We start from the raw sequence: 23,748 nt of genomic DNA on the forward strand, positions 1-23,748 counted from the left end.
TGTTGTCCGTCGCACTGTTATCCGCGTGTTTTCTAAACATTTGCGCAAGGGAAAACAATAAAATCCCCCCAAGAAATGCCGGAATTGTCATAGAGATAAATCCCGGCCTTCCGAGGTTTACCGCAACAAGACCTGCTGCAATTGGAGCGATGCTAAACCCCGCATTACCCCCCAAAGCAAAGAGGGACATGCTTAAACCCGGCCGGGCGTTTCCAATGAGGTAAGTTTGCTTGGCGCCTTCCGAATGAGCGGCCGATAAACCAATGCCAGCTAAAATTACTCCCAAAAAGACTCCGCCAAGACTGCTGGAGATGCTCGTAAGGATGAGGCCAATTCCTGAAAGAAAACAACCAATCGGCAACAACAAGTTATTTGAAAGACGATCACTGATTGCACCAAGCACAACCGGAAAAACTGCCAACCCCAGGTCGTAAAGAAAAACAACAAGGCTTGCGGTAAAATAATCGAGATCCATCTCCTCCTTCAAGAGAGGAATGACGAGCCCCAACGATCCCTGGCAAAAATCACAGGCAAAATGACTGAAGGCAACTAAACTAACTAAAAGGAGCACCTTTTTGCTGAGCATTGCAGCCCTCCCTAATCCGATTACAAAGAAAGCCCTTGGAGCAATTGCACTTGCCAGCCAAGGGCTAGTTATATTATTTTTGATTCAATTGCCCTCCTGAAGTCTTATTGATTTGCTAAATTTATCCACCAACGCTCTTGTGCTCTTTGCACCGCCAATTCTAAATCCTGCTCCGATGACGGCAGATTTAGCAAACATTCCAACGCTTTAATGATCCTTTCTTCTGATAAGTGACAATAAGGGAGGAGAAACCCTTTTGCTTTTAACTTTAACAATTAGCGTATAGTTTTGACAAATTATCGTAGCGGGGGCTTCCAATCCGCAGGAGCCATACAGTCGGATAAATCAAAGTGTTCTAACCCCTCCTTATCTACTGCAAACTCGTCAGTAGTGTAAATTTTTTTAGGCACCTCTTCACCAATCGCGGCCTTAAATGCATATGTAACAGCCAATCGCGCCAGCTTAATCGGCTGGCAGGGTACTAAGCCTGTAATCCATCCTTCCCGCAGATACTTTAAGTTTTCCTCATGGATATCCACCGAGGCAATAACAACTTCACCCGGCTTAAATCCGGCCGCTTTCAGAGCATCCGCCGCTGCCATAGCAGCCACCGCGCCCCCGGCAAAAACACCGTTGATGTTTTTCCCGTGAGCCTGAATGAAATCTTCCATAACGCGTCTTGCCTCTACCATGTTCTGGGGATGCCACTGCTCGGCAATGATTTTTATGCCGGGGTACCGCGCGAACTCGTCATGAGCCCCCCGCGCCCTTTCCATAAAGAGGTCGGCGCCAGCAGGACCCTTTAACATTACTATGTTGCCTTTTCCATTTAATCTTCTCGCGATAAAATCTGCAACAGCCTGGCCAACATGATAGCTGTTTTCACTTATTTCAATTGTCGTCTTGGTTTTAACCAAAACATCATCATTCACAACAGGAATGCCTGCTTCCATTGCCCTGTCAATTACAGGCTTGAGCGCTTCCCGGTTGGTTGCCGTGATTACGATGGCATCAATTTTGCGCTCGATTGCATCTTCAATTTGGGAGATTTGCTTCTCAGAGTATTCGTAGCCTCCGGCGTCATACAGTTCAACATTGATCTCATAATCCGGATACCTGCTTTCCAGGATATTCTTGGCTTCGATATACCCGTACGACTTGTTTTGGAAATAAGGATCGCCGGCATTTGAAATAAATACACCAATGGTAACTTTTTTCTTAGACTTACCATCTGCTCCCGTTTCAGACGTTGACTGTCCACATCCAAATAAGGTAAACGTTAGCACCCCGCACAAAGCTAAATACGAGAGGCACCTGATTAAATGTTTTGCTCGACGTCCTAACATGTTTTCCCTCCTAAAAAATCTTTAGATAAATTGAGGTAGTAGAAAGCTACTTCTGCTCTCAAAAACTTGCGTTAACATCCCCCCTCCTTTTCTCTAAATATAATTACATCACGTTCCGCCGCGGTAAAATCACTCAATTTTTAATATTGGCGAGAACGAAGAATGCTAACCAGAACGGCAATGATGATCGTGATTCCGATAATGATCTGCTGAACAAAGCTCGAAATCCCCAATAGGTTGAGAGCATTATTAAGCACACCGATAAGGATAACACCGAACAAAGTTCCAATAATACTGCCTTGTCCACCAAAGAGAGATGTTCCACCAATACAGACAGCTGCAATAGCCTGGAGTTCAAGACCTGTACCGAGCAGTGGCTGGCCGGAGTTCACTCTTGCCGCTAATAGCACTCCTCCTAAGCCGGTTAAAAAGCCTCCGTAGGTATAAATCAAAACCTTATACTTGTCGACAGGAATCCCGGCCCAGTAAGCTGCCGTTTCATTCCCACCAATGGCATAAGTATAAACCCCAAATTTGGTGTACCTTAATATTACGTAAGTCACAACCAGACCGAGGAATGCAATAAGTATTATGACCGGAATACCAATTAGATTACCGCTTCCCAACCAGGCAAAAAATTTCGAATTAAGACCAAAAACCGGGACCCCTCCTGTATAGGTAAGTGCCGCACCACGCGCAATAGACATTGTTCCAAGTGTTACAACAAACGGTGGAAGTTTAACTTTAGCAATCAAGACGCCGTTGAGAAGTCCAAAAAGGGTCCCTATAACTAAGCCCGCCAAAATCCCAGCAGCAGCCCCGTTGCTTTTTATAACTGTAGCCGTGACTACGCTCACAAAAGCGACAACTGAACCTGCAGAAAGGTCGATGCCCGCGCTGATAATGATTAGAGTCATACCCCAAGCCACGAGAGCTAATGCTGCACTTTGCCGACCAACATTTGCAAGATTGTCGAAGGTCAAAAAATTAGGTGAAATGAAACTGAATATAATGCAGAGCAAAATTACAGCTATCGGTACGCCAAGCTCACCCCAGTCGATTCTTCGCAAAAAGGTAAAAGTGGGTGTATTTTGTACTTTTTGCAACGTGCTTTCCATAAAGAAACCAAACCTCCTAACTCGCTTTTGCTTGAATTCCAAAAGCAGCAGAAAGAATTTTTTGTTCATCAAAATCTTTGCGTTCAAATTCGCTCGTAATAGTCCCCTTATACATCACGATCACTCTGTCCGCCAAACCAACAATTTCCTTCATATCGGACGAAATTAGGATAATCGCGGCCCCCGCCTTGGCCAGTTCTCCGATAAAGCCGTAAATTTCGGCCTTGCTCCCAACGTCAATACCCTGGGTCGGCTCATCAAAGATAAATAGTTTGGATTGGGAACACAGCCAACGGGCAATCACGACTTTCTGCTGATTCCCCCCGCTCAGGTTAGCCAGTCTGGTAAAAATCGACGGCGTACGGATATTGAGCCTGCGCACGTACTCCCAAGCGGTATGGTCTAAATCCCGGTGTTTGAGAAACCAGGAGCGCAACGAAGGTGTCAAAATATTCTCCTTGACGGAGCGCTGTAAAATAACACTCAGGCTCCGGCGGTCCTCGGGAGCAAAAGCAATTCCCAAACCCTTGGCAACTATAGGGGAGGTGATCTCAACGGGATTGCCCATAAAAGAGATCTTCCCTGAGGTATAGCGTATCCCGCCGGCCAGTGTTTTTGCCAAAATAGATCTTCCGGCCCCTACCAGGCCCATCACAGCCAGAATTTCGCCCTCACGAACGCTGAAACTAATATCTTTTAAACGTTCACCCACACAAAGATTTTCGACCCTCAAAACCTCTTTACCAATCTGAATCTCTTCTTTGGGGAAGAGCACATCAAGCTCACGTCCGGTCATCATTTTGATCATTTCGTCCTGGGTAATCTCAGAAGCATTTCTAACTCCTACCTTTTTACCGTCGCGGAGTACTGTTACCCGATCCGCAATTAAAGGAATTTCCTCCAGCTTATGCGTAATGTAGATGATTCCCTTACCCTCGGCTTTCATGCGCTTCAGGAGATCGAATAAAAGCATTTCCTCTTCACTAAATAAGCGGTCAGTCGGCTCATCAAGGATAAGAATCGATGGCTCCTGAGAAAGGGCCTTAGCGATCTCAACAAACTGTTGTTGGGCGGCACTCAAGTTTGCAACCTTTTCCCTCGGATCAATCTTGGCACCAATGTATTCCAAATATCTGAGAGCCTCTTGATGCCTTTTTTTGTGGTCGAGAATTCCAAGATGCGAAAACTCGCTTCCTAAGAAAATGTTTTCTTCAACAGTCAAATCTCGAACCAAACTCAACTCCTGAAATACTGTTCCTATACCCATTTTTTTTGCAATTGAGGGACTAAACTGCTTAACTTCAGCGCCATTCACAAAAAGACTACCGGCGTCAGGTGTATATACCCCTGTAATGATCTTAATGAGAGTAGATTTTCCAGCTCCGTTTTCACCCACAAGGGCCATTACCTCGCCCGCTCTAAGTTCAAAATCAACATCCGTCAGTGCTTTTACACCGGGAAAAACTTTTGTGATACCACGGGCTTCAACCAAGTTACAAGCTTCGCCCACCATTAGAAACCTCCTAAAACTTAATCCAGAAGTTTTTCATCATAGCCAACCCGTGATAAGACAACAGGGCCTTCGGAGCTGATGTAAATCAAATCTTCGATTCTCACTCCGGCACCTCCGGGAATGTCAGGAATCCAGATGAGCGGTTCCATGGCAAGTACCATACCCTCTTCAAGCACCGTATCTTCGGCACCTGGCTGGGTTTCCCCGAGGAATGGCGGTTCGGCCGGAGCGCACCCTACACCATGGCCTATAAACAGGTCTATGAAGGAGTTCTCCAAGCCGTATTTGCCTGCAACCTTTTTAAAGATGTTTGCTACCTCCGAACACCTAGTTCCGGGGCGCATTACCTCAATTCCTTTCATTAAGGCCTCATAAACAGTCCGGTAAACCCGCTTTTGCTGGGGATGGGGCTTCCCGCAGATAACCGTCCTGCCGATATCGCTGAACATACCGTTCCAAAATGCCCCAATGTCAATGAAGACAATATCACCGTTTCGGATTAACTTGTCGGTGTTAAAACGGGTCGGTGGTGCCATGCGTTCGCCTGAGGCGACGAAAGGGACAGCGGTGTGGCCGAACTCTGCTCCAAGGCGGTACATTGTCCGCATCGCCTCACCTGCAACTTCACACTCTCTAACGCCGGGCCTAACGGCTTCAATAGCGGTCTGAGTAACGGCATCTGCAATGGCAGTGGCTTCGGCGATAATTGCCACTTCCTCCGGAAGTTTTTTCATTCTGGCGCGCTGGATAGGCATCTGTCCGTCCACCCATTCAACGTTGGGCAGAAATTTTTCAAAGGCCTTCCTCTGGGCAAATGTAAGGCAGTCAACCCCTACTCTTCCTTGTTCAATCCCATATTTTTTGAACAGGGGCACAACTTTGTCGACAACAACCCGTTCTACCAAGCCCTCTTCGTCCATAATGGGGATCGAGTAAAATTCCTCGATCCAGGGCATAACTTCTTTAGCCCTGACAACTTCGGCGCTGCTCATGAAAAGGATGGGACCCGCATCCTTTGTAATCAAAACGCCGTATGTTGTGGAAGAGCGAAACTGGAGCATCAGGACTCGTAAAGAGGTGAGATACCTGACGTTCTCGTCCCTCCAGAGGAAAAGGGCATCTATCCCTTCTTGCTCCATAACCTGGCGGACCTTTTCACAGCGTTTGGCGCGCATTTTGTTAAAATCGATGCGTTCCTCAAAATCGGCCTGCATGGGGCCTCTTGCCCAGATGTTCATCCCAATACCTCCCAATACCAACTGATAGCTTGAGCTGTTTCAACAAATCTGATTTTTTTGTGGTGAACTGCGCTTGACAGAAATAAGTTTCTTAAACAAGGCCGAGCCGTTCCGAGTTTCTGAATAAGATGGCCTCTTTCTCCTGTTCGGTTAACTCCGGGTTTTCTTTGACAAAACCCACAGGGTCGTCGAGGCCCATGTCAAAAGGATAATCGGAGCCGAGGGAGTACTTTGCCCACACCTAGCTTATTTTTAAGATAAACCAGTGCCTTTGGATCATGAGTGATGCAGTCACAATAAACATTGGTTCCGAGAAAGATGGAAGGACAGGCCTCAAGATCCGGGCCCGTTTCTTTTCGCACGCGGTACCCATGATCAATCCGCCCGATCCCGTAGGGTAAATACCCTCCCCCGTGTGCAGCTAGCACCTTGAGCTTCGGATACTTTTGAAAAACGCCCTCCAGAATCAACAAACCAATTGCAATGCTCGACTCAAGGGGGTTGCCGATCAGGTTTGTCAGGTAGTGACGCTCAAGGCCGGGACGGGGCCCCACAAAATACGGGTGAATGAAAATGACCGCGCCAAGGGCTTCTGCTGCCTCGAAAAAGGGCAAATATGACGGATCTGCAATTGGTGTGCCTTCGATGACTCCGCCGATTTCAACACCCACGAATCCCGGCCTTGACATCAGGTATTCCAACTCTGAAACTGCGCTCTTGCAGTCCTGCATGGGAACTGTCCCGAAGACTTTGAATTGGCCGGGTCTTGCCTGAACCCACTTCTCCAGGGCATCATTACAAAGCCGTGCTACTTCCCGGGCGGTCCCCAGATCGCTCCAGTAATAAAAGAGTGTTGGGGAAACGGATAATACCTCATGCGTCAGATTTCTTCTCTCCATCTCCAGGAGCCGGGCTTGCAGGTTATAAAACGGAGGTGTAACTTCATACACATACCCCTGATCGTGATGTAAAACAAAGCATCCTTCTTCTTTCTTTTCGGCGTTTATTTTAACTGTGAATTTGTTTGGGTTTTTGAGGGCGGTTTCAATAAAATCGATCGGTATAATATGAGTATGAAGATCTACTGCGTGCAGCATTTGATCACTCCTCGATAGCTTTAATGGCATGCACAGGGCAGGTATTGACACAGTATGTTTTTCCGTGACAGAGGTCGCACTTCACCGGGTAACCGTCCAGGCCAGTTTTAATTGCCTTAAAATTACATGCTCTTACGCAGTCGCCACAGCAGGTACATTTTGCTTTATCCAGACAAACGACACCCATCTCGTTCCTATATAAAGCCTCGCTTGGGCAGGCATCCACACACTTTGCATTCCTGCACTGGAGGCAAACAGCAATGCGCCACTTCGCCTGCCGCATATCTTTCCATTCGAACTGAACGGCGCTTTCCCCTTGCGAAATGAATCCAGCTTTAGCTAAACTGCATGTCACCTGACACGTCCTACATCCCACACAAGCCTTGCGGTCTATCCTCAGATATTTTCTCATCTGCTCCTCACTCTCCGGCATTTAGTTCTTTGTCAATTTTCAAACGAGCAAGTGTTTCAGCAGTAGGACGCCCTTCGTGATCCCAGCCGCGCAGCTCGTAATATTCCTGGATCATCATATTTAAGCCATCTTTTGTAATATACTTCCCCTTTGCGGCACCGGACTTCAGGCCCTCATTTAGAATGCGCTCAGGCAATGTATCGTCCACGCTGGTAAATCCTTCCCGGATGTTAAAAACACGGAACATGGCTTCAATGCGGTCTCCGAATTCGCTAAGCGTAAAATTCTCAATCTCACTGCCAACAACGTAGTAAAAATATTTCAGGTAATCTTCTACAGTCAGCGGAATAAATTTCGCAGGGAAATCGCAAACCAGCAACGAATGAAGGAAATTGTTTTCATCAAACATCTTTTTAACCAGTTCGGCCTTTCCCTCATAAGAAAACCTGTCAATTCCACCGATAATCTCAATTGCAGGCGGCCAGGCCCGGCGATGACAGGCGCCGCGCGGAGATACAGCATATGCAAGTCCGGCTCCAAATCCGGCACGTGGGTCGTAAGCAGGAAACTCCAAACCCTTGACATGCATTGCAAAATCAACCGACTTCGACCCGATGCATTCTGCCAGGTACCGAACACCTTCTGCTGCCTGGTTCCCGTAGCCGGTGCGATTTGCGATAGCGTTTAAAAATGGGATCAAATCCTTCTTTTTTCCGAAGCGAATTTCATACCCGACTTCATCTTCAGATAGATAACCCCGATCGATACACTCCATAATAAAACCTAAGACAGCACCGGCTGAGATAGTATCCATGCCCAAATCGTCACAAGCCAGGTTTAAATCGCCGACTGCAGATAAGTCTGAAATGCCCAAATTGCTGCCTATCATGCCAAGTGTTTCATACTCCGGGCCTTCCAGACACTTCTGTTCTGCGGCAGCCTGAAATTTGATAAATTTGCTGCAGGGGGTCATGCAGCAATAACATCCCCGGTCTTTAACAACCAGTTTTCGGACGGCCTCGGCATCTAAATTTCCGCGCGCTTCTTCCATAGTACCGTGCTGGAAATTCAATGTTGGGAGCATGCCCGAGGCGTTTGTTATGTCTAGTGTAAGGGGTGTTCCATACTTTTTTCTTGCCGTCGCTAGCCTGCTCTCAAACGCTCGCCGTACATCCTCAGAATATTTAGCAACTAGGTTTTTCCAATCCGCTACTTCGATGCGACCCGTTCCTCTTACAACGATTCCCTTCAGGTTTTTACTTCCAAAAACAGCACCACCTCCGCCACGTGCAGCCTGGCGGAAATAGTCGCTTCCAATCGAAGCATACTTGACCATGTTTTCCCCGGCAGGCCCAATCACTGCAACGCCAGCTTCAAAACCCACGTTCTGGCGCAGATAGGTCTCGCTCTCAAAACACCCTTTGCCTTTTAATTCCGGGACAGGGCGCACAGTGACACGATCATCTTCAATCCACAAAACGGAAAGTTCGGGGCACTTTCCCGTAATGACCAGAGCATCGTAACCAGCCAGCTTGAGCTGTACGGCAAGTTCCCCGCTTGAATAACTTTCCAAAACCCCACCCGTAAGAGGTGATTTTGAGAACACAACATACTTGCCTGTACAAGGCGCCAATGTGCCTGTTAAGGGTCCTGTTGCAAGTATCAAGACATTTTCTGGGGAAAGGGGATCGGTACCAGGTTTTAAATTATCTAAAAGCAACCTGATGCCCAATCCCCTGCCACCTATAAAAAGGGGTCCCCAGTCAGGAGGGACAGGTTCACTCCGGAAAGAACTGTCCGTTAAATTTACAAACAAGATTTTTCCTGCGTAACCCTTCATAAATTTCACCTTCACCTCAATTAAGGGCTAGATCGCCGTCCAGCCTCCATCTACAAGAAGAACGTGTCCGGTAATGTAATCAGCCAAGTCACTTGCCAGGAACATGATGGAGCCCACCACATCATCAACCTCGGCCAACCGCTTGATAGCAAGCTTTGAAAGCAGTCCCGCAACAAATTTATCATCGGAGAAAAGTTGTGCTCTTGCAGGGGTTCTGACCGCTGCAGGTGCTACCGCATTAACCGTAATCCCGTATTCCGCCCACTCCCAGGCAAGGGTCTTTGTGAGCAGAACCACTCCGCCCTTACTGGAACAATAGGCGCTGCGATACGGAAAGCCACCCACAGCAAACGTAGAAGCAATGTTAATGATTCGACCCTTCTTATTGTTTGCCATCGAGCGTGCTGCAGCCTGGCAACATAAAAAGGTTCCTTTGAGGTTCACGTCGTGAACAAAATCCCACTCTTCTGGAGTTATTTCTAAAGCTGGCTTGTGCAAATTTACACCTGCACAGTTAACTAAAATATTGACGCCTCCATACTTCTTATCAATATCGCTGAAAATTTCGGCAATCTGCTTCGCATCCGTAACATCTGCATGATATGTTACCAATTTGGAATCATAGGAGGCGGCAGTCTCTCGAAGTTGTGCAAGTAAGCCCCTGTCGCGATCCAAGGCAACTGCCCGGGCTTTCTGCTCAAGGAACGCCATAACTACTCCTTTACCTATCCCCTGGCCGGCGCCGGTCACAACAACGTTTTGATTTGAAAAATCAAATTTACTCACTATACCTGCCTGTTCTCTCACAGTCAAGTCCTCCTTAATCTACCTGCCGCCACACCAGCGCTCTTTGTGCGTAAAAGCAGCGAGATCTTTGCGGTTTTTTGTCCTGGCTTGAACATCTTGCCGTTTGCCAATGGGAAAAACTGCAATTACATCGTGTGTTTCCGGCACTCCTAACACTTCGGCAACCTTTTTAAGCTCCCCCCCGCATACCCAGCAAGTACCCAGGCCCATTTCCCAGGCAACAAGCACCATTTGCTGGAAGGCAATGCCCATATCTACAAGACTGTAGTCGATATTATCTTTTACAAAGCCAGCGCTTCGATCGCGGCACGCAACAAGAACTACCCCCGCTGAAAGAATCCCCTTTGCAGCTGGGTTGCCGGGAAAAGCACTTGCAATTTTTTGTTTCGTTTCTTGCTCCCGCACAACTACCACAGACCAGGGCTGACTATTCATTGCCGAAGGCGCAGCCTGAACGGCCTCCAGCAGCTGCTGAACCTGGGCTTCACTGATCTCGCACGGACTGTCAAAATCACGGACACTATACCTGCTTTTCACGGTTTCAAAAACGCTCATTAGTTTTTCCCCCTTTCTTTCTTTAAGATTCACTTTACGGAATCACAACTGCACGCCCGATAATTTTTTCTTCTTTCAAGATGCGCATGGCTTCATTTACCTCTTCGAGGGCAAAACGGCGCGTGACAAGAGGAGCAATCTTGCCCATTTCAATTAATTTCATAACAGCTTCCAGATCGTTTTTAGAGCAAGCCCGGGATCCGAGAATTTCAATCTCATCAAGTAAAGACATGAGGGGATCAACAGGAAAAGTGCTCCCGGGAAGATATCCAACGATACAGAGACGGCCGCCCGGACGGAGCAGCTTAATATTTCTTTCCATGGTGTCTGGGGTGCCGACCGTTTCAACAATCACAGCATAACCGTAACTTGATGCCGCTATTTCCCTCGCCTTATCAACATACGTATCTCTGTCATAAAGGATCGTATAATCGCATCCATGCTGCCGGGCAACCTCAAGCTTCTCTTCGTCAATATCGACACCGACAACCCGGCCGCCCAGTGCCTTTGCAACCTGAACAGTGTGCAACCCAACGCCGCCGACCCCCATAATCAGGACATAATCACCGGGTTCCATACGACCGCGGGTTTTAAGGGCATGATATGAAGTCCCAATGGCATCCCCCAACAATGAAGCTTCTTCAAAGTTTAAATTGTCGGGAAATTTCAGAAAGCTTGTTTCGGGCAGCCTCAGGTATTCCGCATAGCCTCCATCTACCTCAAAACCAACTCTCCCTATGAGGTCACGACAGATGCTTTCCCGGTTGCTTCTGCAATATTCGCATTTTCCGCAAGTAACATAAAAGTGAGCAATAACCTTATCTCCCTCTTTTAGTCTGGTAACACCGGGGCCGACCTCGCAAACAACTCCCGCAGGTTCATGACCCATCGTTACAGGCACTCTTGTCCCCGGAAGCTTTCCGGCTGCAATTTTTATGTCCGTACCGCACATGCCGCATGCTTCAACTTTAATGGTCACTTCGCCCCAACCCGGTTTTGGATAGGGCTTATCCCAAAGCACCAGAGGCTTTCCGTATTCCTCGAGCACCATGGCCCTCATTTTTTCTTCCCTCCTAATGCGGATTCTATAACTAACCTCCGATGGGTAAGACCGTTACAAGGATCTCGTCTCCATCACGGACAGTTTTTACTTCAAGCTGGGCATCAGTAACGGAATATCCAGACGCAAGGATGACAAACTGTCCTCCCTTAACCCCTTGAAGAATCTCAGAGTAACTTACACGATGACTCTCGCAAGCGCTCTTTAAGATAGTTGCGATGGAAACCTGTTCCTGTTTGCTCTTAAGCGGGTAAATATACTGAATCGGATTGCCAAAAACTCCAATTATATAGACCCTTATATTTCCTTCCAAATACCAACACTCGCTTTAAAATTTTTTAAAAATAAGGAGGGCACCAGTTGTGGACTCGAGGGGGGATATTCGGATGGACTTCACCAGTACCCTCCCATTTTTTATTAACTAAAGAATTCCTCCGGATGCGGGCAGCGTGTTAATAACTCTACGCCGTTATCTGTCACAACGAGATTTTCCTCGAGACGGACCGTCTGTTCAAGTCTCGGATGACCTGCGAATGTCTCAACCGCAAAGCACATATTCTGCTTAATTTCAGCAGGATATTCGAGGGAGTAAGCACGCGAAATCCACATACCCTCATACAGCGACAGACCAATACTATGGGCAAATTGCTGCAAGGTCACGGTCTTGTATTCATCATCGGCGTAATAAGGGAATTTCGCGGCAACTTCTGAAGTCGGCACTCCAGGCTTTATGGCTTCAATAGCAGCATACAGAGAGTCGTAACATTCTTTATAAAGATCCTTCTCAAGCTGGGTAGGCTTCCCCGCTACCTTGAAGCAGCGGACGAAGTCCACAAAGTATCCTTGAGGCCCAATTGCATTGATATCTATGATGACCAGGTCGCCCTGGCGAATTACTTTATCTGTATGCCATCTCCGGTACGGGCTGGTATGCCCCCCTGAAGCTACAATGGCATCATATACGAACTCAAATCCTTCTTCATAAAGGTATTCATTAATCTTGGCGCAGAGATAAGATTCTTTAACGCCTGGTTTGGCCCATTCGTACATAGCCCGCCACATTGCAGCATCTGCATATGCAGAAGAAATCTTCAAACACTCAATTTCATCCGGAGTTTTCACAACACGTGCTTCCGACATTGCCGGCCAGGCGTTGACCAGATTGAGGCCGAGGGCCCGCAGCGCTTCGATTGCAGTCATATCAGAGCTGTCAATTCCGATGCGCTCTTTCTCAACGCCAGCTTCTTTCAGCACGTCATAAATTCCTTGCGCCATCCTGCTTGCCATCCAAGCCTCGGCGCCTTCGGCCCATTTCCAGGTAATGGCGGGCCGGATACGACCTTCTAACCAGGGTGCATCGATTTTTGCATTTTCCAGGTCGGAACCGGCCGTCTCAAAAAGGATTGGCTCACCGCCGCGCGGCAGGACACAGTACCTGATGAAGATGTTGTTCTTCCAGTATCCCTGCCAGACCCCTGTGACATATCTGACGTTTTCGCCTACAAAAAGTACAAGTGCACCCAGGTCGTGTTTTTCCATCATCGCCTTGGCACGGGCCAGCCGGGCCTTTCTCATTCTTTCAAAATTGATTCGCTCCTGCCAATCGGTAGCGGTGATCGGATATACCCTTCGCACTAGGTATTCATGCGGCCTTCCGATGAAGCTCAGGTCCATCTTTCTATCAAGACTCGGAAACTCGCCACACACTGCTTTTTCAGTCCCCTTTCAGCCCAAGATGTCTTATGCTTGCAAAATGTTAAAGCTATGCAAAATTTCCACAAATTCTTCGAATGAAATAAGTTTCTTTGTTTGAATGCTGCGCTCCTTGACTTCCATTAAAATTTCTAAAATCTTATCGTCATCGAGCTTCTCTGCAAGATCAGCCCGCCCCATCTTTTGGAGATACACACGGATCGAATCGAGACCGCTCTTCTTTCCGAGTACGACCCGTGGCTCATTCTGACCAACCACATCCCAGTGGAAGGGAACAACCTCTAAGGGATCTACCTTTTTGCTGTTTTCCCACCAGCTCGTAATGATGCCTGATTCAATGTTGTACAGCCTGGGACCGACCACCGGCTGGTTTCCCCGCATAGGGATGCCCGCTAACCCGTATACCAGCTCGGCAAGGGAACATAATTTAGAATAGTCGATCGGCAGTTCCTGCCCGTACAGCGCCAGGAGCCCTAACACGAGTTCCTCGAGATTGCAGTTTCCGGCTCTTTCTCCGATTCCGCCTACTGTCACGTGCGCAACATCTACCCCTGCAGCCAAAGCGACCAGTGTATTTGCCACTGCCAGTCCAAAATCGTTATGAAAGTGCGCCTCGAGAGGCTTGTCAATTCTACTTTTAACACCGCGAACAAATTCGGCAATCCCGTGGGGGGAACAGACGCCAAAAGTATCTACAAGCACCAGAGCGTCCATGTGGCCTTCGCGCGCCACCCTTGTAACAATTTCAAGGAACCAGTCAAGGCTGCTCCGGGTTCCATCAATTGGAAAGAAAACGGTATAGAGGCCAAGTTCTTTTGCGTATGCAGTTGCCTCGATAGATAGATCGATAGCCTTTTCAAGCGGCCACTGGTAGGCAACTTTAATAACGTGTTCGCTGGCGGGTATCTCGACCACTATGCCTTTGACTCCACAGTCCGCCGCTCTCTTGACATCCTGCTTCATGCACCGCGCAAATGCAAAAATCTCGGCATCGGGGTGGCGCTTAACTATTTCCGTAATCGCTTCTGCATCGTAGCGAGAAACAGCCGGCATACCTGCTTCAATGCGCTTGATTCCGGCCTCAACTAAAGCATCTGCAATCCTGATCTTCTCGTCCTTTTTAAAACATACCCCCGCCTGCTGCTCTCCGTCACGTAAGGTAACATCATGCAAGACGATATTTTCTGCAAAATTGAAAGATGAGGTCGCCTCCGGGCTAAAGTTCCAGTCACTAACAAACCATTTCCCACTTCGATAAGACTTTTTGTTGCAGCTTTTGGTAACGCAACTCATCTCAATAAGGCTCCTTTCCTAAAATTTCACTTACAACTTTTACGGGAGCATAAAACCTCCGGGTTCACAAGAGATCGCTGCGGTTCATTCTTGAGAGCGTAAATTACCTCTTCTGTTGCCCTGATCTGAAGTTCTTGAACTGCTTCCTCGGAGTAAAACGCGCTGTGAGGGGTACAGATGACGTTGGGCAAGCCAATCAGTTCACGGCTTTTATCTTTTTCGTCTACTACCACATCGAGTGCAGCACCGGCTATCCGCCCGTTTTTCAACGCCTCCACCAAAGCTTCTTCATCGATGACACCGCCCCGCGCGGTGTTAACGATATACACACCCGGCTTCATCAGTTTGATCGTTTCTGCATTGATCAGCTTTGCGGTACCTACTGTGAGCGGGCAATGAATCGAAATAAAATCGGACTCTTTCAGCAGTACATCCAGTGGTACAAGTTCGTCAGCTCCATTGTTTTTGTTTGCGGCATACGGGTCGTAGGCAAGAATCCTGAGCCCAAAAACCTTTGCCTTTTTTGCGACATTTCTTCCGATTTTTCCATAGCCAATTACTCCCAGAACCTTTCCGCATAAACGGGGCATTGGAATAAAGCTGCGGTAGTCCCAGTTACCTTGTTTGACGCAATTGTTGAGTTGAGGGATCTTTCGTATGGCCGCGAGAAGAAGGGCTATGCTGTGGTCTGCAACTTCGTCAATGCAGTAGTCGGGTACATTTGTTACCTTAATGCCTTTCAAGGTCGCTTCTGCAATGTCGATATTGTCAACACCAATACCATAACGGGAAATAATCTTGCACTTGGTGAGCGCAGAAATCACTTTTTTAGTTATAGGCGCATATGTAACCATGATCGCATCCGCATCTTTTGCGTTTTCAATAATTGTATCTTCACTGACATCTTTTAAAAATACAGGGAAAGCTCCGACTTTGCCCAGCATGTTGATCTCAATTTCTTCTGTAGGAAACGGGTGATCTGTAATAACAACTTTATATTTTTTTTTATTGCAACAACTACACTCCATTGACATTCAAATCCACCTCCTTCTTGACTAGCGTTATCCGTCAAATTTAGAATACAACTTCACCATTCCCGGCTGCATCGTTTGAGAAGTACAAATCTAAGATTTATTTACTGTGAATAAAAGACAAAAAGATATTTAGCCTTGCTGACGGGTTCCCCGCAAAAAGTTACAAAAACAGGCTCTCCAGCCAAAAAAGAAGCCGCCAGTAGATGTTATTATAAGGGAGGACCTGGCAGCTTCGGGGGCCTCGATGTTTAAATAGTCGCAGCCGATGATAAACTGATCCAGGATGGCCGAAATGAAATTGACCCACCCCCGGCGAATTAGACCTCCGGAGAGACCCAGTTCCGGAGGTGCTACAGAGCTTGTTAAAGGGGTGGCAGATCATGGATATCTTCGAGCTAAAAGCGCAAGGTTACAGCATCCGGAAGATTGCCGCGATGACCGGCCATTCCAGGAACACCATCAGGAAATACCTCCGCGCGGAGGAAATACCGAAACGTAAGCCCGCTCCGCCGCGGCCCTCGAAGTTGGACCCCTACGCGGCCCTGATCAAGCACCTGGTCTTGGAAAAGGGCATCGATAACTGAGCAGTGCTTTTGCGAGCAGGGCTACACCTGTGGCAAGAGCATCCTGAAGAACTACGTGCGGAGCTTGCGGCTGCCCAAAGAACCGCCGCCTGTCTGCGCTCTTGATGCCCGCCCGGTGACCTGGCTCAGGTGAACTTTGGGGTCTGCAAGTACCAGGACGCCACGGGCGCCGTCAAGCACGAATTCCACGTACAGGTCCCGGGAGTACTTGATGCCCGATTCGACCTTGCCCTTGGTTTCGGCCCGGTAGGGCCGGCACACTGCGGGCAGAAAGCCCAGTACCTTGGCCAGGTCCAGGAGCACCGGATGCCATATGGGACGGCCGGCGCAGACGTTCGCCCATCAAGCGCAGGCTTTGCGGCCCGGCCGGGAATTTGTTGACCTGGAGGACCTCAACCGCCAGGCCTGGCTTGGTGCCGGGAGGTGGGCCAGAGGCTCCACGGTATCACTGGGCAGTGGCCCTGCGACCTGCGTCAAGAAGAGCAGCTGCAGCCCCTGCCGGAGCCGGCCCGCCTGGCCCCCTTCTTGGTGGCGCGGCGCCGGGTGCAGCGAGATGGGTTCGTGGCTTACGAGGGCGTAGCTACAGCGTGCCCTGAAACCTGGCCGGCCGCGAGGTGGAAATCCGACCCGTCGGAGGCCTACCTGGAGTTCTCCTACCGCGGCCAAGTGGTGGCCTCCCATCGTCGGGTGACGGGCCCGGCCACGGTGCCCCTGGCGGGCCAGTGGGCGGGGCTTACCAAAACCGCACCCCGGCGGCCAAAAGGCCCTATGGCCTACCAGGTGGCCGCGCCCGCGGTCCAGGTGCGGCCCCTGGAGGAATACGACGCGCTGGTAGGAGAATGGCCGGTGTGAACGCGGCCGAACTGAAAAAGTCTCTGGAACAGCTCGGGCTGCCGGCCGCCGCGGCGGCCCTTGAGCGGCACCCTGAGACGGCGGTCAGGCAGCAAGTGACCTACTTGGAGTTCTTGAGCAACCTGCTTGCGAGCGAGCAGGCCGAGCAATGGATAGCGGTATCTCGCCACCCGCATCAGGCTGGCCAACCTCCCTTGCAATGTGACCCTGACCGACTTTGATTTCGGCTTTCAGCCCTCCATAGATGAGCGCCAGATCCGGGAACTGGCCACCCTGGGCTTTGTCCACCAGGCGGCCAACGTGCTGTTCTGGGGCCGCCGGGCGTGGGCAAGACCCACCTGGCCGTGGCCCTGGGACTGGCCGCCCTGGAGCAGGGGTACTCGGTGTATTTCACCTCGGCCCACCGCATGATCCAGCCCTGACCGCAACCTACCAGGAGAACCGGCTACGCCGGCGCCTGCGGCTGTATCTGGCTCCAAAGGTACTGATCATCGACGAGATCGGTTACGAAGCCTTTCCGCCTGCGGCCGCCACCCTGTTCTTTAAGGTGGTGAGCGCCCGTTACGAGAAGGCCAGTATCATTCTCGCTCTAACAAGTCCTTCAGCAAGTGGGGCGACATCCTGGGCGATCCGGTGGTGGCGACGGCCATCCTGGACCGGCTCCTCCACCACGCCCATGTGGTCAACAATCCGCGGCGAGAGCTACCGTTTGAGGGAGCGCAAGGCCTCCGGGCTCTACCTGGGTCCCGGCTTGCGGGTGCCTTCTCCAGGCCTGCAAACTCCTCCGCTTGGTGAACACAAGATGGTCCTAATCGGGAGGCGATCAACATCAAACTAACACCACTACCATACCCCAAGATCGTAGGGGGTGGATCAAAAATAAATCGGCCGAAATGGATCACTTTTACGTCGGCCTTGACAAAAATACGATGTTTAAATACATTAAATTGTTATTTAGCCTTCGTAATTTCTGAACACAGTTTAATCTGAACATAAATCGCAATCAATATTGAAAACATATAGGTAAATCCGTTAAAGTTGTATTTTTTCCACAAAAATCGCGCTGGACGGTTTAAAAAGAAAACCCTTAAGCAGACCTGTGTGCCACGGGTTACTTGTCCGGTTGACAATTTTTAAAAAGTTCTAATCATTTTTAAGGTTTATCCACCGCCTCGCTTCGGCCGATCTCTGTGCCGCTTCGATGATCTTATCCACCCTTAATCCGTCTCTAAAGGGAGCGTCGGTCTCTTTACGCTCCAGAACGGCTTTTGCAAATTCATACATTTGTATTAAATAACTTTCCTTTAACCCAATTCCCATTCCGGTCTTCAAATAAAAATGTTCTCCGTAGGGATGCGCTTCACCGATAAGGATTGTTTTAAATCCTCTAGTTAAAGAATGTTCCGCTGCGCAAAAGTTGATTTCATTTAGACGCTCGCTATTAAAGTTAATTGCTCCCTTGCTCCCGCTAATCTCAAATTGGATGTGGACGCGCCTTCCAAGAGCCATCCAACAGGTTTCAATATACCCTCCGAAACCCTCGCTGAATCTGACGAGAATCCTTGTAGCATCATCTACCTCTACGGTATCAAGTTTACCATCCGGCCATTTTCTTTCTTTAACGATTGTTTCAACATCAGCGCATAGCTCCTCGATATCACCTACCAGCCAGCAAGCCAGGTCAATAATATGCGACCCCATCGTTACCAGGCTTCCGCCACCAGCAGTTGCCTTTTTGAATCTCCACGTCATAGGAGAATTGGGATCGAAATAAAAATCTTGCAGGAAAATACCATGAAAACGATAGATTTCTCCTAATTCACCAGCGTCAAGCATTTGCTTAACGTATTGCAACGCTGGAATGCGACGATAATTGAAACCTACCATGTTGATGACGTTGTTCTTTTCAACCGCGGCAACCATTTCTTTGTCTTCCTGAGAGTTAAGCCCCAGGGGCTTTTCGCATAAAATGTCTTTTCCTGCCTCTGCGGCTGCTAAAACAATCTCCTTATGTAGAAAATTAGGAACGCAAACATCGATAATGTCTATTTCTTTGTTTTCTACCGCGTCCTGCCACCTAGTTGTCCAGTTTTTGTAGCCGCATTTCCTGGCAAGATTTTTGGCTGAGTCGGGGTTAACGTCAACAATGGTATGCAGGATTAACTGACAATCCAATTCAGGAAACGTACTTGGGACGCGTAAAAAAGCCTCGCTGTGAACGAACCCCATCCAGCCGGCACCGATAACTGCGATATTTAATGTGCGTTTCATTACCTTCAAATCACCCTTCCTTCTTGATAATCGAATTAGGAGGGGGCCGACTTACCCCCGTCCTCTCGCACCACCATACGTACCGTTCAGTATACCGACGGTTCATAAAGCACTAACGAAGATTGCAGTCTCCTGCTACCTTCGTCACTCGGGACTCATAACCCTAAGTCCTGACAACTTCGGCACTGCTCATGAAAAGGATGGAACCCGCATCCTTTGTAATCAAAACGCCGTATGTTGTGGAAGAGCGAAACTGGAGCATCAGGACTCGTATAAAGAGGTGAGATACCTGACGTTCTCGTCCCTCCAGAGGAAAAGGGCATCTATCCCTTCTTGCTCCATAACCTGGCGGACCTTTTCACAGAGCTTGGCGCGCATTTTGTTAAAATCGATGCATTCTTCAAAATCGGCCTGCATGGGGCCTCTGGCCCAGACGTTCAATTCTTGTCCTCCTCCTTGCAAAAAAATTTCTACTTTCCCCTAGACGGAACCGTAATGATAAGGTATACCGCCCGTTCGGATTCCTCATTTTTTGTCGCGTGAAGTTCACCAACACCAATATAAACAGCCTGCCCCGCGGGGACCTGAACGGTACCGTCGGAACCAGTCACGGAAAGCTTTCCTTCAAGAACAAAGATCAGGTGTTCACCATCATGTTTATGGGCTTCCGCCCCACCGCCCGGTTCCATGTATCCAATTGCGGCTGTAAAACTACCGAGGGTCTTTCCAACAACCTCACGAAGGTGCATATTAAAATGCAACTCCGGTGTATATGGGGAGGCTTCCTGAGGGTTGATAACTTTCATTTTCTAACTCACCACCAAATCAACTATTTGCTTGCTCCAGACGTCCACCAGTCCCTTTGAACAGATCTTGAGCGTACCGATAATTACAGGCAGACACATAAAACCAAGCATGGTAAAAGGACCCCGGAACTGGCACCCCAAGCTCTTCACAGCACCGCGCAACTTCTCAAACTCGTCCAATACTTCTTCTAGATTTTTATCTGAAAGCAAGCCGAAGAGTGGCAACGGGACCTCGCCAATAACAGCACCTCCCCTGACGGCAACAAACCCTCCTCCTAGTTCGACGACCCGGTTTACCGCTACTGCCATGTCAGCGTCATTGGTTCCCACGACAACTAGGTCTTCTTTATGGGGGTTAAAAGTGCTCGCTATTGCGCCATCCTGCAACATAAAACCCTGAATAAATCCCTTTCCAACCTCAACAACATTGCTGTGCCGATCAAATACAGCGATCTTCAGAACATCTTGAGCAACATCCGCTTCCAAATATCCGTTAACAGCCTTTAAAACCGCTCTCCGCTCGGAAGTAATCAAATCCCCTTCGGTTGCACCAATGACCCGTACAGTAAATTGCCCGTCTTCAGCGGGAGCAGCGATTTTAAAGTCATCCGGACTCACCCGTCGCGGCAAGCGCACCGTCTGATACATAAAAGGTTGATTGTCGGGACACTTGATGTTGCAAACAAACCGTCTATTTTCAACAACTATCTCGCCGTTAGCAATAACCGAGTCAATAGTAAAATTGGCTATGTCGTCCACCAGTAGAACGTCAGCTATCTTCCCGGGAACAATACTCCCCAATTCGTGACTTATCTGGTAACACTCAGCGGCATTGATTGTTGCCATCTGGATTGCAGTAATTGGATTCACGCCAGCACGAACGGCGAGGCGAATTTTATGATCAATATGGCCTATTTTAACAAGTCTTTCCGGGTCCTCTTCATCGGTGCAAAATGCAAACATCCGGGGGTCCGCTTTGTACTCCGTAATTGCTCTAATGACACGCTGAACATCGGAGGCAGCAGAACCCTCGCGCAGTAAAATCCTGATCCCCAAGCGGCTCTTTTCAAGGGCCTCTTCAGCGCTCACGCACTCATGATCATTTGTGGTTCCAACAAAGGCAAGCCATGCCTGAAGCTCCCGTCCCTTAATTTCCGAGGCGTGACCGACGATTACCTTTCCTTTTTTCCGCGTAAGGTTAATCAATTCCAGTATCTCGGGGATTTGCTGCAGTACCTCAGGTGCAAAAGCTTCGTTGAGACCGAAGCACTCGGGCCACTCTAGCATTTGCTTCATATCGTCAAAGGTAAGCGCCCCTGTGTGTCCAAACTCCCCATTCTGTAAAAAGGCGGGCATGGGAATAACAAAAAATACTTTAAGCGGAGTGGCTTTAAGCTGATCTAAACACGCGCGGATTCCCTTAACTCCTGCTACCGAACCTATTTCATAAAAATCGGTCGCAATTGATGTAGTACCGTGGGAAAGGGCGGCACGTGCAAACTCACGCATGCTCAAGTGAGAGCCAGCTACATGCTGGTGCGTTTCAATCAGGCCCGGCGTGATATATTTCCCTGTCGCATCAATTATCTTTGTTTCAGGGCCGATGGACTTACCTACATCCCCAACAGCAGCAATTCGTGAACCTTTGATCGCGACATCTGCCTCGTAAATTTCCTCCGTGTGGACATTTACTAATTTACCACCTTTGATTACTAAATCCGCCGCTTCCTGACCAAGCGTAACATCAATCAATTCAGATCTCTTCATCTTTTCCGCCTCCTCCCAATGCCACCTAAGTTATTAAACAAAAAGATCCACAAATTGCCGTTTATCAACATCAAAAAGGCCCTCATGACCTATCTTCAACGTACCTATTTCACCGCAGACAGCCATGAAAGCCAGGGAATGGAAAGGACTCTTGAGAGGACATCCTAATTCGCGCACGACATCGTAGACTTTTCTCATCTTTTGAATAGCAACATCAAGGGATTCATCAGAAAGTAAACCGCAAAGCGGGAGAGGAAGTTCCCCTAATACAGAACCGTTTTGGACAACCACAAAGCCACCGCCCAGTTCTACAATTCTATTCGCAGCTATAAGCATATCCTCGTCATTTGTACCGACAACAATAATGTTTTCGTAGAGTGGGTTATATGTTGAAGCAAGGGCACCCGATTTTAACCCTACACCATGAATAAAGCCTAAACCAACTTTATCGAACCGGGCATACCTGTCGATCATCGCGATTTTGAGCACATCTTGAGTTAAATCGGGATTAACCAGTCCATCGGTTACTTTAAGCGTGAAATGCTTCTCGTCAGAAAGCAGGCTACCGTCTTTGAGATTAATAACTCGCACCTTTACTTCTTGCCTTCCATCGGGAGCTTTGATTGCAAAATCCTCTCGTACGAGGGGCCGGAAAAGACGAACAGTACCGTACATATAATCTGGATACTGTGGACGTTTCAGATCAATGCAAAACTGACCTTTCTCAACAACGACTTTACCGCTTGCAATAACTGCAGAAATACTGAATTCTCTCAGATCATCCACAATCACAACATCTGCGTATTTGCCGGGCACAACACTGCCAACTTCGTGACTTACGCGGAGAAGCTCGGCGGCATTGATCGTTGCAATTCTAATTGCATCAACCGGATTAACTCCGCCGCTAATTGCCAACCTGATGTTATAATCAAGATGACCTTTTTCATAAAGACGCAAAAATTCAACTTCATCCCCGCAAAATGTAAAACACCTGGCAGGTATTTTTAGTTCTGTATTCGCCCTCATTACTTGGGCAACGTCCGATGCCCCCGAACCCTCGCGCGCTGAAATTGACATTCCTAGGCGAGCTTTTTCACGCACTTCCACGGGATCTACACATTCATGATCCGATGCCGCTCCCGCAAGCACATACGCCTGAAGCTCTTTTCCAAGACAACCGCAGGCATGACCTGTAATCACCTGGCCGCGTTTCATGGCCCGTTCAAAAAGTTCTAGGAAAAAGGGATCTTTTTCTACAATCGGTACGTATGGAGGTTCCTCAATTCCGTAGCATTCCGGCCAGTCCAGAACTTTTAACATCTCCTCTGCGCTTGGCGTATTGGGTGCTACAGGAAGACCGAGTTCTCTGTTTTGGAGGTAAGCTAAAACCGGAACTAAAAAAGCAACCTTCACAGGAGTAGCTAGAAGTTCTTGCAGACAAAAACGAACAGCTCTAAGTCCCGCCACAAGCGCCATACCGTAGAAGGCTTCACTAACCAAGGTAGTTCCATGTAAGAGGAGTACCTTCGCATACTCGGTCATATTTATATGTGCTTCGTAACTATGCTGGTGAGTATCGATAAAACCGGGCACTAGGTATTTATCACTGGCATCAATTACTATTGTGCGAGGCCCTACGGTGTAACTAACATCACCGGTACACGCGATTCTAGAACCCTTAATCGCAACACCAGCAGGGCGTATTTCTCCGGTGTGTACGTCTACAAGTTTACCACCGTGAATCACCAGATCCGCCGGTGTATTACCAAGTGCTACCTCGGCCAGCACCTTCTGTTCAGCCAGATTCACCTTTGGCACTCCTTCCTTCTTTTTACATTTGCTAACCAGTCTCAATT

The 23,748-nt window shown here is 48.5% G+C and carries 23 protein-coding genes and 1 pseudogene; 3 read left to right on the forward strand and 21 right to left on the reverse strand.

Annotated features, from left to right (window positions below; genetic code table 11):
- The 15 genes from HPY58_13210 to HPY58_13280 form a co-directional block, all read right to left on the reverse strand.
- A partial coding sequence (locus HPY58_13210; protein ID NPV30576.1) for an MFS transporter occupies window positions 1–586 on the reverse strand: 586 nt, incomplete at its 3' end.
- Window positions 587–882: 296 nt separating this feature from the next.
- Window positions 883–1,872, reverse strand: coding sequence for a sugar ABC transporter substrate-binding protein (locus tag HPY58_13215; protein ID NPV30577.1), 990 nt, complete (start codon window positions 1,870–1,872; stop codon window positions 883–885).
- Window positions 1,873–2,072: 200 nt separating this feature from the next.
- The gene (locus HPY58_13220) at window positions 2,073–3,050 is read right to left on the reverse strand and encodes an ABC transporter permease (GenBank protein NPV30578.1); all 978 of its coding nucleotides are present in this window, start codon (window positions 3,048–3,050) and stop codon (window positions 2,073–2,075) included.
- A gap of 16 nt (window positions 3,051–3,066) precedes the next feature.
- Window positions 3,067–4,563, reverse strand: a complete 1,497-nt coding sequence (locus tag HPY58_13225; protein ID NPV30579.1) for a sugar ABC transporter ATP-binding protein — start codon at window positions 4,561–4,563, stop codon at window positions 3,067–3,069.
- Window positions 4,564–4,580: 17 nt separating this feature from the next.
- A complete protein-coding gene (locus HPY58_13230; GenBank protein NPV30580.1) occupies window positions 4,581–5,801 on the reverse strand; it encodes an aminopeptidase P family protein in 1,221 nt (406 codons plus the stop codon).
- 200 nt (window positions 5,802–6,001) lie between these two features.
- Entirely contained in the window at window positions 6,002–6,898 is an 897-nt protein-coding gene (locus HPY58_13235) for an amidohydrolase family protein (GenBank protein ID NPV30581.1), read from the reverse strand.
- A gap of 4 nt (window positions 6,899–6,902) precedes the next feature.
- The gene (locus tag HPY58_13240; protein ID NPV30582.1) at window positions 6,903–7,331 is read right to left on the reverse strand and encodes a hypothetical protein; all 429 of its coding nucleotides are present in this window, start codon (window positions 7,329–7,331) and stop codon (window positions 6,903–6,905) included.
- Entirely contained in the window at window positions 7,318–9,150 is a 1,833-nt protein-coding gene (locus tag HPY58_13245) for an aldehyde ferredoxin oxidoreductase family protein (GenBank protein ID NPV30583.1), read from the reverse strand. Before HPY58_13245 ends, HPY58_13240 begins: the two co-directional genes overlap by 14 nt.
- A gap of 27 nt (window positions 9,151–9,177) precedes the next feature.
- A complete protein-coding gene (locus HPY58_13250; GenBank protein NPV30584.1) occupies window positions 9,178–9,957 on the reverse strand; it encodes an SDR family oxidoreductase in 780 nt (259 codons plus the stop codon).
- 18 nt (window positions 9,958–9,975) lie between these two features.
- Entirely contained in the window at window positions 9,976–10,512 is a 537-nt protein-coding gene (locus HPY58_13255) for a hypothetical protein (GenBank protein ID NPV30585.1), read from the reverse strand.
- A 34-nt stretch (window positions 10,513–10,546) separates the two neighbouring features.
- Window positions 10,547–11,572 (reverse strand): alcohol dehydrogenase catalytic domain-containing protein, encoded by a 1,026-nt coding sequence (locus tag HPY58_13260; GenBank protein ID NPV30586.1) that lies wholly within the window; start codon window positions 11,570–11,572, stop codon window positions 10,547–10,549.
- Window positions 11,573–11,603: 31 nt separating this feature from the next.
- The gene (locus HPY58_13265) at window positions 11,604–11,885 is read right to left on the reverse strand and encodes a hypothetical protein (GenBank protein ID NPV30587.1); all 282 of its coding nucleotides are present in this window, start codon (window positions 11,883–11,885) and stop codon (window positions 11,604–11,606) included.
- 104 nt (window positions 11,886–11,989) lie between these two features.
- The gene (locus tag HPY58_13270; GenBank protein ID NPV30588.1) at window positions 11,990–13,246 is read right to left on the reverse strand and encodes an aminopeptidase P family protein; all 1,257 of its coding nucleotides are present in this window, start codon (window positions 13,244–13,246) and stop codon (window positions 11,990–11,992) included.
- A 66-nt stretch (window positions 13,247–13,312) separates the two neighbouring features.
- On the reverse strand, window positions 13,313–14,578 hold the full coding sequence (locus HPY58_13275; protein NPV30589.1) for a pyruvate carboxyltransferase: 1,266 nt from the start codon (window positions 14,576–14,578) through the stop codon (window positions 13,313–13,315).
- A 26-nt stretch (window positions 14,579–14,604) separates the two neighbouring features.
- Entirely contained in the window at window positions 14,605–15,606 is a 1,002-nt protein-coding gene (locus HPY58_13280) for a C-terminal binding protein (GenBank protein ID NPV30590.1), read from the reverse strand.
- A 365-nt stretch (window positions 15,607–15,971) separates the two neighbouring features.
- Here HPY58_13280 and HPY58_13285 point away from each other — a divergent pair, with 365 nt between their 5' ends.
- Complete coding sequence (locus tag HPY58_13285) at window positions 15,972–16,196, forward strand: helix-turn-helix domain-containing protein (GenBank protein NPV30591.1); 225 nt, start codon at window positions 15,972–15,974, stop codon at window positions 16,194–16,196.
- A gap of 51 nt (window positions 16,197–16,247) precedes the next feature.
- On the opposite strand, the gene HPY58_13290 is transcribed toward HPY58_13285, so the two are convergent.
- On the reverse strand, window positions 16,248–16,499 hold the full coding sequence (locus HPY58_13290; GenBank protein NPV30592.1) for a hypothetical protein: 252 nt from the start codon (window positions 16,497–16,499) through the stop codon (window positions 16,248–16,250).
- Window positions 16,500–16,619: 120 nt separating this feature from the next.
- On the opposite strand from HPY58_13290, the gene HPY58_13295 reads away from it, so the two are divergent.
- Together HPY58_13295 and HPY58_13300 are read left to right on the forward strand one after the other, a co-directional pair.
- Window positions 16,620–17,048 carry a hypothetical protein gene (locus HPY58_13295; protein ID NPV30593.1) on the forward strand — a complete coding sequence of 143 codons (429 nt, stop codon included), beginning with the start codon at window positions 16,620–16,622 and terminating at the stop codon, window positions 17,046–17,048.
- Window positions 17,036–17,769, forward strand: a pseudogene (locus tag HPY58_13300) (ATP-binding protein). Before HPY58_13295 ends, HPY58_13300 begins: the two are co-directional and overlap by 13 nt.
- A 422-nt stretch (window positions 17,770–18,191) precedes the next feature.
- Here HPY58_13300 and HPY58_13305 read toward each other — a convergent pair.
- The 5 genes from HPY58_13305 to HPY58_13325 all read right to left on the reverse strand — a co-directional run bounded on the left by HPY58_13305 (window position 18,192) and on the right by HPY58_13325 (window position 23,701).
- On the reverse strand, window positions 18,192–19,328 hold the full coding sequence (locus HPY58_13305; protein NPV30594.1) for a Gfo/Idh/MocA family oxidoreductase: 1,137 nt from the start codon (window positions 19,326–19,328) through the stop codon (window positions 18,192–18,194).
- A gap of 252 nt (window positions 19,329–19,580) precedes the next feature.
- Window positions 19,581–19,760, reverse strand: coding sequence for a hypothetical protein (locus tag HPY58_13310; GenBank protein ID NPV30595.1), 180 nt, complete (start codon window positions 19,758–19,760; stop codon window positions 19,581–19,583).
- A 29-nt stretch (window positions 19,761–19,789) separates the two neighbouring features.
- Window positions 19,790–20,125, reverse strand: a complete 336-nt coding sequence (locus HPY58_13315; GenBank protein NPV30596.1) for a cupin domain-containing protein — start codon at window positions 20,123–20,125, stop codon at window positions 19,790–19,792.
- 3 nt (window positions 20,126–20,128) lie between these two features.
- Complete coding sequence (locus HPY58_13320) at window positions 20,129–21,892, reverse strand: adenine deaminase (GenBank protein NPV30597.1); 1,764 nt, start codon at window positions 21,890–21,892, stop codon at window positions 20,129–20,131.
- 33 nt (window positions 21,893–21,925) lie between these two features.
- A complete protein-coding gene (locus tag HPY58_13325) occupies window positions 21,926–23,701 on the reverse strand; it encodes an adenine deaminase (GenBank protein NPV30598.1) in 1,776 nt (591 codons plus the stop codon).
- Between the last annotated feature and the right edge of the window lie 47 nt (window positions 23,702–23,748).

This window comes from Bacillota bacterium, from assembly GCA_013177945.1.
Classification (GTDB): Bacteria; Bacillota; DSM-12270; order Thermacetogeniales; family Thermacetogeniaceae; genus Ch130.

What these genes read in the sequence shown, in the direction of transcription:
- HPY58_13220 (NPV30578.1), bottom strand. Translation starts at nt 3,050, where the DNA reads ATGGAAAGCACGTTGCAAAAAGTACAAAATACACCCACTTTTACCTTT.
- HPY58_13225 (NPV30579.1), bottom strand. Translation starts at nt 4,563, where the DNA reads ATGGTGGGCGAAGCTTGTAACTTGGTTGAAGCCCGTGGTATCACAAAA.
- HPY58_13230 (NPV30580.1), bottom strand. Translation starts at nt 5,801, where the DNA reads ATGAACATCTGGGCAAGAGGCCCCATGCAGGCCGATTTTGAGGAACGC.
- HPY58_13235 (NPV30581.1), bottom strand. Translation starts at nt 6,898, where the DNA reads ATGCTGCACGCAGTAGATCTTCATACTCATATTATACCGATCGATTTT.
- HPY58_13240 (NPV30582.1), bottom strand. Translation starts at nt 7,331, where the DNA reads ATGCCGGAGAGTGAGGAGCAGATGAGAAAATATCTGAGGATAGACCGC.
- HPY58_13245 (NPV30583.1), bottom strand. Translation starts at nt 9,150, where the DNA reads ATGAAGGGTTACGCAGGAAAAATCTTGTTTGTAAATTTAACGGACAGT.
- HPY58_13255 (NPV30585.1), bottom strand. Translation starts at nt 10,512, where the DNA reads ATGAGCGTTTTTGAAACCGTGAAAAGCAGGTATAGTGTCCGTGATTTT.
- HPY58_13260 (NPV30586.1), bottom strand. Translation starts at nt 11,572, where the DNA reads ATGAGGGCCATGGTGCTCGAGGAATACGGAAAGCCTCTGGTGCTTTGG.
- HPY58_13270 (NPV30588.1), bottom strand. Translation starts at nt 13,246, where the DNA reads ATGGACCTGAGCTTCATCGGAAGGCCGCATGAATACCTAGTGCGAAGG.
- HPY58_13275 (NPV30589.1), bottom strand. Translation starts at nt 14,578, where the DNA reads ATGAGTTGCGTTACCAAAAGCTGCAACAAAAAGTCTTATCGAAGTGGG.
- HPY58_13280 (NPV30590.1), bottom strand. Translation starts at nt 15,606, where the DNA reads ATGGAGTGTAGTTGTTGCAATAAAAAAAAATATAAAGTTGTTATTACA.
- HPY58_13315 (NPV30596.1), bottom strand. Translation starts at nt 20,125, where the DNA reads ATGAAAGTTATCAACCCTCAGGAAGCCTCCCCATATACACCGGAGTTG.
- HPY58_13320 (NPV30597.1), bottom strand. Translation starts at nt 21,892, where the DNA reads ATGAAGAGATCTGAATTGATTGATGTTACGCTTGGTCAGGAAGCGGCG.